The sequence below is a fragment of the Actinoplanes sp. NPDC051343 genome (assembly GCF_044455125.1).
Taxonomy (GTDB): Bacteria; Actinomycetota; Actinomycetes; order Mycobacteriales; family Micromonosporaceae; genus Actinoplanes.
Genome location: NZ_JBITEL010000001.1, coordinates 334,462 through 346,828, shown reverse-complemented (window position 1 = coordinate 346,828; position 12,367 = coordinate 334,462). Strand labels below are relative to the sequence as shown.

Annotated in this window: 10 protein-coding genes; 3 read left to right on the top strand and 7 right to left on the bottom strand. The window is 67.9% G+C overall.

Translation table 11 applies throughout. From position 1 onward, the window contains the following. Positions 1-20: 20 nt before the first annotated feature. Positions 21-638 (bottom strand): sensor domain-containing protein, encoded by a 618-nt coding sequence (locus ACIA5C_RS01490; RefSeq protein ID WP_396050066.1) that lies wholly within the window; start codon positions 636-638, stop codon positions 21-23. An 85-nt stretch (positions 639-723) separates the two neighbouring features. After that, the gene (locus tag ACIA5C_RS01485; RefSeq protein ID WP_396050065.1) at positions 724-1,452 is read right to left on the bottom strand and encodes a hypothetical protein; all 729 of its coding nucleotides are present in this window, start codon (positions 1,450-1,452) and stop codon (positions 724-726) included. Positions 1,453-1,900: 448 nt separating this feature from the next. Between ACIA5C_RS01485 and ACIA5C_RS01480 the strand changes: the two genes are divergently transcribed. Next, complete coding sequence (locus tag ACIA5C_RS01480) at positions 1,901-5,128, top strand: S8 family peptidase (protein ID WP_396050063.1); 3,228 nt, start codon at positions 1,901-1,903, stop codon at positions 5,126-5,128. Here ACIA5C_RS01480 and ACIA5C_RS01475 read toward each other — a convergent pair. Further along, positions 5,121-5,690, bottom strand: a complete 570-nt coding sequence (locus ACIA5C_RS01475) for a SigE family RNA polymerase sigma factor (protein ID WP_396050061.1) — start codon at positions 5,688-5,690, stop codon at positions 5,121-5,123. The two genes, ACIA5C_RS01480 and ACIA5C_RS01475, sit on opposite strands and share 8 nt — an antisense overlap. A gap of 119 nt (positions 5,691-5,809) precedes the next feature. Next, a complete protein-coding gene (locus tag ACIA5C_RS01470; protein WP_396051988.1) occupies positions 5,810-6,433 on the bottom strand; it encodes a response regulator transcription factor in 624 nt (207 codons plus the stop codon). 164 nt (positions 6,434-6,597) lie between these two features. Between ACIA5C_RS01470 and ACIA5C_RS01465 the strand changes: the two genes are divergently transcribed. Next, entirely contained in the window at positions 6,598-7,788 is a 1,191-nt protein-coding gene (locus tag ACIA5C_RS01465) for a cytochrome P450 (RefSeq protein WP_396050059.1), read from the top strand. A 75-nt stretch (positions 7,789-7,863) separates the two neighbouring features. Here ACIA5C_RS01465 and ACIA5C_RS01460 read toward each other — a convergent pair whose 3' ends face one another. Then, the gene (locus ACIA5C_RS01460; protein WP_396050057.1) at positions 7,864-9,021 is read right to left on the bottom strand and encodes a histidine kinase; all 1,158 of its coding nucleotides are present in this window, start codon (positions 9,019-9,021) and stop codon (positions 7,864-7,866) included. A 228-nt stretch (positions 9,022-9,249) separates the two neighbouring features. Between ACIA5C_RS01460 and ACIA5C_RS01455 the strand changes: the two genes are divergently transcribed. Next, positions 9,250-10,176, top strand: coding sequence for an SDR family NAD(P)-dependent oxidoreductase (locus tag ACIA5C_RS01455; protein ID WP_396050055.1), 927 nt, complete (start codon positions 9,250-9,252; stop codon positions 10,174-10,176). Here ACIA5C_RS01455 and ACIA5C_RS01450 read toward each other — a convergent pair. Beyond that, positions 10,160-11,701 (bottom strand): acetolactate synthase large subunit, encoded by a 1,542-nt coding sequence (locus tag ACIA5C_RS01450; protein ID WP_396050053.1) that lies wholly within the window; start codon positions 11,699-11,701, stop codon positions 10,160-10,162. The two genes, ACIA5C_RS01455 and ACIA5C_RS01450, sit on opposite strands and share 17 nt — an antisense overlap. A gap of 41 nt (positions 11,702-11,742) precedes the next feature. Then, positions 11,743-12,306 (bottom strand): alpha/beta fold hydrolase, encoded by a 564-nt coding sequence (locus ACIA5C_RS01445; protein WP_396050051.1) that lies wholly within the window; start codon positions 12,304-12,306, stop codon positions 11,743-11,745. Positions 12,307-12,367 lie beyond the last annotated feature (61 nt).

Here is a 12,367-nt window from a genome sequence, read left to right as displayed (position 1 = left end):
ACGGCGGAGACGATCAATGTTCATGAGGCGTGCGGCTCGTCAGCACGCGTCAGCATTGACGCCACGGACGCGTCTAGGACGGCGAGGCCACGCACGACCGGGACCAGGGTGACCAGGAGAACCACGCCGACGGCCACGTCGACCGCCACCTGTGCCGAACCGCCGCCATCGACGAGCAGACTCCCGATCGTGTACGCGTCGCCGGGAAGCCAGCGGTGCCACAGCGGCGCGGTCAGCCCGGCGAGGGCGCCCAGCCACCACGTCACCATGATGGCGAAGCCTGCGGTGGCCGGCACTGCCCTCAGCACGCTGTACACCACGTCCCGCCAGCTCTGCGGGTCGGTGAGCCCGACAAGCAGACGTCGCGCCGCTCCGGCGTCCGCCTGCGGCCGGCGATAGGGCGGGTCGGTGAAGGCCCGGCCCAGCACGGCGCTGATCCGGCGACGCTCGACAGTCGCGAACCCTCGTGCGGCATAGAGCGTCGCGACGAGGATCGGGATACCGATCCCGACGACGGCCAGGCTTGTTCCGACCGCGAGGCCGACGACCGAGACCGTCAAAGCGGCCAGCCCCAAAGGGAATCCCACAAGAAGCTGTGCGGAGTCCGTGCCGAGGCGGTGTAGCTCGTTGAGGATCATGCGATCGATGCTAGGAATCGGCGAACCTGATGAAGTCCCCCGAGCGGGGGAAGGTCCCGCACGGCTCAGTGGTCCGGTCACTCGATCAGCGCGCCCAGTCGCGTAGTGCCTTCGAAAGGCTGGTGGCGGCGCCGGCCGCGTACGCCGAGTCGAATGCGTCGCGGCTCATGACATGCATGACCGTCTCGACGAGTTGCCGGCGTTCCGCCGCGTCGTCCGGGTCCGGAATCTGTCCGTGAGTGGCGTATCCCATGTCGGCGGCGGCGAGGAGGCTGGCCGCCCGCGCCGGGTCGCCCTCGGCGCAGCTGATGACGGCCGCGCCGAGGGCCATCTCGGCCAGACTGTCGGTGTAGCCGAGCTCGATTGCTTGCGTACGCGCGGTGGTGAACAGTTCGTGCGCCGCGGCGATGTCACCGAGATGCAGTTCGACGTAGGCGAGGTTGTGCCGTTCCAGGACGGCCATGCGGGCGTCGCCGATCGATCCGTTGAGGTGGATGCTTTCGCGGTACAGAGTCCGGGCGGCGTTGAGATTTCCGGACATCCGCGCCACCGCGGCCTGAATGTGCAGTGGCGCCGGCAGAAGCTTCCGATCCGGCCGGGATTCCGCCAATCGCCGGCCTCGGCTCGCGAGTTGCCCGGCGGCGAAGAAGTCGCGTCTGCGGACGCAGGCTCGGGCGAGCATGCACACTGCGGCGACTTCGGCCGGTACGTCGCCGGTCGATCGGGCGCGCGCGATCTCCGACCGGCTCAACTGCTCGACCAACTCGTTCTGCCCGCTGCGGAACGCGGCCTTCGCCTTCTCGATGTACGTCACCGGTCACGAGGAGTCATCGCCGGATTACTCGTTCGTACCGTCCCCAACAAGTCCAATGGGGATTCACCGGTGTCAGCGTGCCTCATTTGCTCATGTTGTCCGGGCGTCGCACGCCCACGCTGCATTTCGTTCGAAGGCGTACGTCTTGATGCACGAATGGCCAGATCCCGGGATCGGTAGCACGACGACGCAATGGCATATCGGGATTATCCGGATGAATGCCGCTGTCCGATGCCAACCATATTCGACCGACAACCAAGCAGGCCGATCGATGCGTCTCCTGGGCCGTAGCCGGTGTCAAGCCGGCACTGACCAGATCTGTGAGGCCTGCATGTCATCACCACCACAGCGGCTCGCTCGGCGCGTCGGTTCGGTCGCGGCGGCTTTGTTCACCGTCATGGCCTTGTTGCCGGCCACACCGGCTCATTCTGCCGGGCCGGTTGCCGGCGTGCGGCCACGCTCCTTGAGTGCCCCGGTCTCCCGGCCGGGAAATACATTCACCGTCACTCTGATCACCGGCGACCGGGCGACCATGACGCCCACCGGCAACGGCACCTACGCCGTCTCGATGCTCAAGCGGAAAGGCCGCGAGCACATCGCCTACACGATCAGCCGGACGAAGACCGGTCTGAAGGTGATTCCCGCCGACGCCCTGCCCCTGCTCGCCCGGCACCAGCTTGATCCGCGACTGTTCGACGTGCTGTTGCTGCGGCAATGGGGTTATGACGACGCGCACACCAGGGAATTGCCCCTGCTGACCGCGGCCGGCGGCGGGAAGGCGCCGCACGCGCTGACCGGCAGCCGCGCGGTACGCACGATTCCGTCCCTGGGCATCACGGCGGTCCGCCAGTCCAAGCGCGACCAGGGACACTTCTGGACGGCGTTCACGGCGCCGTCCGAAGCGCGTACGCCGTCCGTCGACAAGGTATGGCTGATCGGCAAACGCCATGTGAGCCTCGACGTCAGCGTGCCGCAGGTGGGCGCCCCCGTCGCGTGGGCGCACGGATATACCGGCAAGGGCGCCAAGGTCGCTGTGGTGGACACCGGGATCGACATGATCCACCCGGATCTCAAGGGCGTCGTCGTGGCCGCCAAGGACTTCACCGGTTCGGCGTCCGGGGTCCGGGACGAGGACGGCCACGGTACGCATGTGGCGAGCACGATCGCGGGCCGGGGCACCGCGTCGAACGGCCGATACGTGGGAGTGGCGAAGGGCGCCCAGCTCGTGGCGGCCAAGGTGTGTACGCCCGCCGGCTGTGCCGATGACGCGATCCTGGCCGGGATGGCATGGGCCGCTGACTCCGGCGCCAAGGTCATCAACATGAGCCTCGGCGGGACTCCGGACGAGATCGGGGATCCCGTGGAGGCCGCCGTGAACGATCTGACGGCGAAGAAGAGGGTGCTGTTCGTCGTGGCCGCCGGCAACGACGGTGCACCGGAGACGATCGGCTCGCCGGGAACCGCCGCGAGTGCCCTCACCGTGGGGAGCGTCAACAAGCGCACCGACAAGCTGAGCGACTTCTCCAGCCAGGGCCCCCGGGTGGTGCCGAGCCGGCGGCTGGACTATGCGATCAAGCCCGACATCACCGCGCCCGGCGCGGACATCACCGCCGCTCGCGCCGCGGGTACGGGCGAGGGGCCGAACAAGTACTACATCGCGATGTCCGGGACCTCGATGGCGACCCCGCACGTGTCCGGCGCCGCGGCGATCATCTCCGCTGAGCATCCGGACTGGTCGCCCGCGCAGATCAAGACCGCGCTCATGTCGACGGCGAAGTTCCAGCCCGGCCAGACGGTGTATCAACAGGGCGACGGCCGGCTGGACATCGGACGCGCGTCCACTCAGCAGGTCACCGCGACCGGGGAGGCGAATCTCGGATACTTCCCCTGGCCGGACACCGATCCGGTGCCGGTCAGCCGCAAGGTGACCTACACCAATCGTGGGACCTCCGCGGTCACGCTCAAGCTGGCGTTGACGGTCAGCAACGACACCGGCAAGCCCGCCGCGACCGGTATGTTCGCGGTCGGCGCGCGGACGGTCACGGTCAAGGCCAGGGGTACGGCGTCCGTATCGGTCACGATCAGATCCACCGTCGGTGATCGAGGGCTGTACAGCGGCGTGCTGGTGGCGTCGAGCCCCGACGGCAAAGTCAAGGTGCAGACCGCCGTGGGCGCCTACCGGGAGCGGGAAAGCTACAACATCTCGTATCTGTCGCTCCGCCCCGGATCCGGGCACTCGGTCACCGAGCTGCACCTCGTCAACACCAAGACCGGCCAGGAGTACTCCGACGAGTTCGAGGACACCGGGATCAAGCGGGTTCCGGCGGGCACGTACACCGCGTTCGCGGTCACCTACGATGTCCGGGCGGACGGGTCCGACCCGCGGACACCGACCGTCGAAGTACGCCCGTTGACCGTCGACAAGCCGGTTGATCTGGTCCTGGACAGCCGCCGTCGCAAACTGGTCCGGCTGGCGGTGGACCACCCGGTCGCCGAGACGAAATACGCGAACACCGCCCTTGCCCTGGGGGTGAAGGACGACGAATCCCTGTCGGTGGCTGATGATTCCGGGAACGTCTACGTGGTGCCGTCGCCGGCCGGAACCCCGAAGATCCCGTACGAGCTGACCTCCACGCTGATCAAGCGGGGCACCGCGCCCTCACCGTTCACCTACAACCTGTTCGTGCAGGGCAGTGGCACTCTCCCGGCCGCGACTCGAACGCTGCCGGCAGCGGATCTGGCCACGGTCAAGCAGACCGTGCGCCGGCAGTCTCCGCAGGAGGCTCGCGCACTGGCGAACTGGGCCGCCTTCAGCATGACCGATTCGATCATTCCGAACGTCGAGCTCGGGCAACTCGAGCAACGGACCGACTATTTCAGCACCGTCGCCGGGACAAGCTTCGGAACCAAGTTCGACTCCGGTTCGCGCGCTTCGGACGGGTCGATCGATCTCGATACGACGGCGGCCCTGGACGGGGTCGAATACCAGAAGGGCAGCGTAGTGAAGTCGGTCTGGAATTCCGCGGTGTTCGGCCCGGCATTCAATCCTCCCGACGGCGGTATAGCCGACCGCGACGAAACCTCGATGAGCGCCGATTTCCCGCTCCTGCAGGGAGCGGGTGGTCATGACAGCTACAACTTCGGATACACCGGCTACACGAAGTTGACGCGAAATGGAACGGTCCTGTGGTCGGGCAAGCTGGCCGGTGACCTGAACACTGACGGCGGGGGAGTAGCGGTTCCGGCCTCGGCCGGCACGTACCGCCTGACCACCGCTCTCGACCGGACGGCACCGTGGGCACGCCTGTCGCGCCATGTCGAGGTCGACTGGACGTTCAAGTCGAAATCCACCGACGACAGCCTGCCGCTCCAGCACGTCGAATGGTCACCCGCACTCGACGGGGACAATCGGGCGCCGGCCGGCCGGTTCACGGTGCCGCTGAAGGTTTACGACGTCGACCGGTCGGAGCCGGCGAAGGTCAGGACGATCACCGTCGACGTGTCCTACAACCAGGGTAAAACGTGGTCACGGGCCCGCTTGAGCGGATCCGGGGCCACCCGCAGCGCCGCGGTGAACAATCCGCATGGCGGCACGGTGTCGCTTCGTGCGGCCGTCACGGATCCGAGCGGGAATCACGTTACGCAGACCGTTCTCGCCGCGTACTCGGTCAGATAAGACGCATCGCAGGGGGCGCCGGGACTTCCTGTCCCGGCGGCCCGTCGACGAATCCCTCACCGAGCGCGCGACGCAACTTGCTGACGGCGGTCGCGCTTTGTCGCTTCACGGTGCCGATGCCGATACCCATCGTCTCCGCCACCTCTCGGAGCGGCCGGTCTTCGACGTAGCGCAACATCACGATCGCCCGCTGCTTGACCGTCAGGGTGGCCAGTGCCCTGGTCAGATCGAGACGCAGCAGAGCGGACGGTGTGGAATCCTCGCACGCCTGCTCGGGCATCGCATGCATTTGGCGCTCACGGCGCCAGGCGCGGCGGCTCTCGCCGATCGCCTGCCGCACCACGATCGTGCGGAGGTAGGCCGCCGGGTTGCGGCCCGCATGAACGCGCGGCCACGCGAGGTACATCTTTTCCAGCGCGCTCTGCGCCAGGTCTTCAGCGCGGTGCGAGTCCGGTGTCAGCGTCCGCGCGAATCGCCGCAGGGGCGCAAGTTCGGCGGCGACCAACTGCCGGAACGATTCCTCGAGGTCGGCGTGCTTCGCATCGATAGGGGGAAGTACCATGCGAAATCCTGACGCCGCCGCGAAGGCAACGAAAGATCTTTGATCTAAGGCGCATTTTCCGTACGCGAACGGCCAGTTCCGATCAGTTCGGCCGCACCGCCGGCTCGGAAGACACTGGCTCAGATGACCCCGGCGCGGAGCGCGTATGCCACGGCGTGCGAACGGGACCGCAGTTGCAGGCGCTCGGCCATGCCGGCGAAGACGTTCTTGACGGTGCGTTCGGAGCAGTAGATCTTGCTGGCGATCTCGTTGGTGTCCAGCCCGTCCGCCATCAGTCGCAGCACATCGACTTCACGCTGCGTCATTCCGGCCGCGTTCAGACCGCTGGGTGCCAGCACTTCTCGTTGCAGCCTGTCGATCTGCCGGACGAGTTCGCCGACCAGCCGTGGCGGCATGACCCCGCCGCCGTTGATGACCGTCCGGACGCTGTGTGTCAGTTGCTCGGCCGTGATGGCAGTGCGCGGGAGAATGGCCAGTACGCCATATCGAGCCGCGGCCAAGAGCCCGGTTTCGGAAATGGGGCCGGTGACGAGTACGACCGGGGCCGCTGTGTCGGCGTTCCAGCGGCGCAGCGTGGCCAGGACGACGGCGGTGAGACCTTCCGTGTCCAGCACGAGCACGTCGGCTTCGCTGTGGCGTTCCGCCGGCAGCACGGTGAATTCCGGCGACGCTTCCATGAGCCCGATGAGGCCGGCCTCGCTGATCGGGCTGCTGGCCTGAAGAGCAACTCGAACCTGCTTCATTTTTCCCCCCGACCGGACCCTACAACCCGAAAGCCATCCCTCTTCTCCCCATGAAGTGCCATTGATCGAGATCACACCGGTTCACTGTTGTCCGAAAAGGCAGGTCGGCACCCTCACAGTTCAAATCGTGAGCCGTCCGGGCGCCGCCGACGTAGGTTCCGCGTATGAGCGGCATCGCGTCCAAGCCCTTCGCCGGGTTCTTCGAGGGGGACGTCTACGACGTCCTCTCCGACCTGCGCGAGCAGCAACCGGTTGCTCCCTTGACTCTGCTGGACGGGCGGATCGGGTGGCTCCTCACCCGCCACGACGACGTACGCCAGGCCCTGGCCGACCCCCGTCTGGTCAAGGACGGCCTCCTGTCCCCGGTCGGCTATCAGCCGGTGGTGCCTCCCGACATCGACGAGGCGACCCGGCACCACATGCTGGTGGTCAATCCGCCGGAACACGGTCGTCTGCGCCGTTCGATCCAGCCGGCCTTCACTCCCGGGGCCATGAAGGCGCTGGCGCCCGCGATCCAGTCGATCACCGACCGCCTTCTCGACAGTTTCGTCACGCCCGGGACCCACGACCTGCTGGCGGAGCTGGCCTTCCCGCTCCCGATCACCGTCATCGCGGAGATGCTCGGTGTGCCCGAGGCGGATCGGGAGATGTTCGCCGAGTGGTCGCACATCATGGTCGCCGGTGCGGCCCGACGCGACGATCTGCCCGCGGCGCAGGCCAACCTGGTCGCCTACATTCGTACGCTTCTCGAGGCCAAACGCCGGCACCCGGGCACCGACCTGGTCTCCTTGCTGGCCGACGCGGGCCGGGACGAGGACGGGCTCACCGAGAACGAGATCGTTTCCACCGTCTACCTGCTTCTGCTCGCCGGACACGACACGACCGCCGGGCTGATCGGCAACGGCGTCTACCGAATGCTGGCGGACCGTGAACGCTGGGAAACGCTTCGCGCCCGGCCGGAACTGCTTCCCGCCGCGATCGAGGAATTGCTCCGTTACGACAGCCCGGTCCAGCTGAGCACCCACCGGGTCGCGGCCGAGGATGTCACGTACGGCGGACAGGTGATCCCAGCCGGATCGACGGTCCTCATCTCGGTTCTCTCGGCGAACCGCGACCGGCGGCGCTACGCCGATCCGGACACCGTGGAGCTGACCCGGCAAGACGTTTCCCATCTTGCCTTCGGCCACGGCATCCACCACTGCCTGGGCGCGCCGCTGGCCCGGCTGGAGGCGCGTACGGTCTTCGCGTCTCTGCTGGCGCGTTGCCCCGCTCTGGAACTGGACGGTGGCTTCGTGCCGCGGTGGAGGCCAAGCGTTCTGATGCACGGACTCGTCGAGCTTCCGGTGATCGTCTGAGGCGTTCGGCGAGACCGAGCCCGGTCAGCAGCCGTTTCAGGCTTTCCCGCAACAACAGCAGGCCCTCGGCGATCACTATGCGCACGGCAGCTCCACGTGCAGCACGGTCGGCCCGCCCACCGGGCTGCTCAGCGACAACTTTCCGTCGAATGCCGCAACCCGGCGGCGCAGCCCGGCCAGGCCGCTGCCGGCCCGTTCGTCGGCGCCCCCGCGACCGTCGTCGACAACGTCGATGCGAACGCGGTTTCCGTCGCTGTGCACCGTGACCTCGGCCTGGTCGGCGCCGCTGTGCTTCGCCACGTTGGTCAGCGCCTCGGCGACCACGAAGTACACCGTGGACTCCAACGCCACGGCCAGCCGGTCGGCGACGTCGACCGAGACGCTGATGCCGCGAAGTCCCGAACCGGCGTGTTCGGCCAGCGACTCGATGCCACCGGTCAGGCCCCGGTCGGCCAGGATCGGCGGATAGACGCCGCGCACCAGATCCCGTAACTCCCGCAACGCTTCGCCGACCTCGCCACGGGCGTGCGCCACGAGCTGCCGGGTGTCCGCCGGCACCTCGGGCAGTTTGTAGTCGAGCAGGCCGAGCATCATGCTGAGCGAGACCAGGCGGGCCTGGGCGCCGTCGTGCAGATCCCGTTCGATCCGGCGTAACTCGGCCGCCTGTACCTCCAGCGCGCCCGCCCGCGACTCGATCAGCACGGCGATCCGCCGGGTCAGGCGGCTGCGCCGCGGTCCGCCGCCCAGCAGCAGGTTGACGCTGGCATGCCAGCGCGGCAACCCGTGACTGCACGCCGCCGCGATCAGCACGACGACCAGGCCGAGCAGCGTGATGATGAACGCGTTGTTGGTGCTGCCGACCATCACGACGACGCCCGGCAAGGGGTTCTCCGACACCAGCCGCCACCACAGCGGCGTACTGACCGTGGCGAGCGCGAAGGCCCACATCACCGTGCTGAGCAACAGCACCGCGGGGCCGAGAACCGCCTGGCAGAGTAGCCACGGCACCGGCCGGGCCGACGGGGGAGGACCGGGTTCACCCGGACCCAGCGCGAGAGTGTCCAGCTGGTCCTGGCGAGCGACGAGGGCGTCGAACTGCGGCCGAGGATCCTGGTGACGGACCGCGAGCACCGGCCAGCGCAGCGCGAGCATGAGTGCCCGCACGCCGGTCCGCGCGTTCGCGAACATGAGGTAGAAATCTTGGCGGATCAGTGGCCCGGCTCCCATGCTCATGGCGCCGACCGTCGGTGCTACCACTGCCGGTCCGACGCCGAGCGAGTCCGATCGAGGGTATCAGCGAGGTCCGAAGCGACAGCGCCGGAGAAATGATCCTTCGTTTGAACGCCGATTTTCGATCTATCGGGCACCGATCCGCGCCCCTCCGGACAGCCGGATCGCCGCTGTCCGACGCCTGCGGATAATTGGGCCCCCCAGCACTTCTCGTCGATCCGAGGACGCCGCATGCGTGAGCCGTACGAGACACCGATCGCTGACATGTCCGGCCGTGTAGTGCTGGTTACCGGGGCCACGGCCGGGCTCGGCTACGCGACGGCCGCCGGTCTGGGTCGCAGTGGAGCGACTGTCCTGGTGCATGGTCGGACCGGGGAGAAGGCCGAGCAAGCGGTACGGGTTCTCGGGAACGCGCCGGAGGTCGAGGCAACGCGTTATGTTGCCGTGCACGCCGACCTGAGTTCTCTCGACGAGGTGCGCCGGCTCGTGTCGCAGGTGCACGAATTGGCGCCGGACGGCCTCGACGTCTTGGTCAACAACGCCGGCGCCCAGTTCAGCGAGCGGCGGTTGACCTCGGACGGCATCGAGATGACGACGGCGGTCGTTCATCTCGCCACCGCGGTGTTGTCCCAGCTGCTGCTGGATCATCTGCGCGTGGCCGCCCGCCGGGCGCAGGTGCCTGCTCAGGTAGTCAACGTGACCTCGATGAATGAGCGCATCGGGAAGCCCGTCACCGATTGGGGATATGACTCCGGCTACGGCCAGGTCCGGGCCTACTCCAACGCCAAACTCATGGCCCTGGCCTACACGTACGCCATGGCCCGGCGGGTCGACGACGGCGAAGTCACGTTCAACGCGGCCGATCCCGGCGCTGTGTTCACCGATTTCGGGCGTAAGGCCGGTGGCTCGGCGGCCGTGCTGGATCGCGTTCTCCGGCCGGTCGCCCCGCTCCTGATCGCCGGCCCGGAGAAGGCGGCCCGCCGCAGTGTGCTGCGGGCTCTGGCCCCGGACGCCGTCGGCCGGAGCGGTGGCTTCTATGCGAAGGGTGCCGCGCGCACGTCCTCGAAGCGGTCCCGCAGTACCGCCACGATCGGTCAGGTCGAGGCGCTCACCGACGAACGGCTCGCCGCTCTCGAGATTGTCACGGACGCCTGCTGAGTACCGCTTCGATCAGGTGGGGGCCGGGTTCGGCCAGCGCCTTCTCGATCTGGGTCGTCAGCTCCTTGACGGTGGTCGCCCGCGTCGCGGGTACGCCCATTCCCTCAGCCAGGCGTACGAAGTCGAGGTCCGGACGGGACAGGTCGAACATGGCTTCGGACGCGGCGCTGCCACGACGGGCACCGACCCGGTCGAGTTCCGCACGGAGGATGGCGTACGAGCGGTTGTTCAGAATGACCGTGGTCACGTCGAGGCCCTCGCGGGCATGTGTCCACAGCGCCGAGATCGTGTACATGGCGCTGCCGTCCGCTTCCAGGCAGATCACCGGCCGGTCCGGGGCGGCGATCGCAGCACCGGCCGCCAGTGGCAGACCCTGCCCGATCGCCAGTCCCGTAAGTCCGAGAACGTCGTGGGCCGGCGCGCCGGCCAAAGCGTCTGCCAGCGTGTCCATTCCGGCAGTGATCGACTCGTCGCAGACGATCGCGTTCTCCGGTAACACGGCGCCGACCACCGCGGCCCAGTTGTCGACCGTCAACGGGCCGGGGCGGGTTTGCGGACGTACGCTCGGTGCCGTTTTCGCCGCGATGCTGGGGGCGAGCGTATCGGCCAGCAGGCGCAACGCGGCGCCGCTCGATGTGCCCTTCGCGGTGAGGGTGTGCACCCGGACGCCGTCGGGCACCAGATCGCCGTCTTGGCCCGGGTAGGCGAACGATGCGACCGGGCGGGTGGCGCCGACGAGGACCAGATCGCTCACCCCGTCGAGCAGCGCTCGCACCGCCTCACCGCGATAGGGCAGCAGCGTCACCGGCGGCACGCCGGACCCGCGACGCAGGCGGGCCGGCCAGGTGGGGCACAAGAGCCGTGAGCCGGTGGCCTGGGCAACCCGGTTGGCCGCCCGCAAGCTTTCCTCGGTGAGCGCATCCCCGTCGAGCAGGATCGCGGTCGACCGGCCCGTGCGCAGCACCTCCTCGATCTCGAGCGCCGCCGCAGCTTGCGGTTCGGATGGTTTCGGCCACGACGAAGCGATCCCTCCCTCCGACCATGACAGGTCCGCGCCGACGATCAGCGTCGCGGTGACGCCGGCCTGCGCGGCCACGATGGCATCGGCGACGTCCGCACCCAGGCTGGCAGTTTCCGACGGGCGACGTACCCACGCCGACACCGTCGCCGCGACGGCGTCGATGTCCGAGTCCAGGGGTGAGTCGAGGGGTTTGTGGCCGGCGGCATGCTCGCCGACGATGACCACCAGGGGAGTGCCGGCCCGGCGGGCGTTGTGCAGGTTCGCCAGTCCGTTGCCGAGCCCGGGCCCGAGATGCAGCAACGCCGCCGCGGGACGAACAGCCATGCGGCCGAAGCCGTCGGCCGCGCCGGTCGCGACACCCTCGAACAGGCACAGCACACCGCGCATCTGCGGATATCGGTCGAGCGCCGCCACGAAATGCATCTCCGACGTGCCGGGATTCGCGAAACAGACATCCACGCCTCCGGCCAGCAGGCTTTCCACCACCGATTCGGCACCTCGCACCGAAATTCCTTTCTTTCGGTCACTCACCGTCGTTATGGATGTCACTGTCGCGGCGTGGACTCGTGAATAGTCTTCAAGACATCGGCGAGTTCGGCCGGCCGGGACAGAAACGGTGAATGCGCGGTGTCCATTTCGATGACCTCGGTCGGGGCGGCGGACACCGCGTCGATCTCCCCGATGAATCGACGTTGCAGCGCGGGCATGATCGCCTGGTCGGCCGTACACGGCCTGCCACCACCGAGCCGGCGTATCTGATCGGCCAATGTGGACGCGGCCGAGGTGGCGGTCACGCCCGCCACGGCGGACGGCTCAGCGGCGTACGCGGCCGGATCGAACGGCCGCCCCCAGCGGGTTCGCGGTGAGCAGCTCTTCAATCCGTGGCCTTCGAGGTCGAGAGCAACCGACGCGACGCCGGAGGCGGCGAGTTCCTGTGTCACCAGGCTCCAGCACCAGCTCCCGTGCCAGAATCCGTGAATCAGAACAACCGGAGTCCTGCCGGATTGGAACGCGTAGGACGTTTCGGCCATCGCTCCATCGTTTCGGTGATCGGGTGAGCAAAGGGCGATCAGAAGATTAGCCCGTCGGCCGCGCGACAGGTGATCCAATGAGGCGCGTCACGCCATTCAGGGCAGTGGGATGCCCGGAAGGCCGAGCAATTTCTGTGCC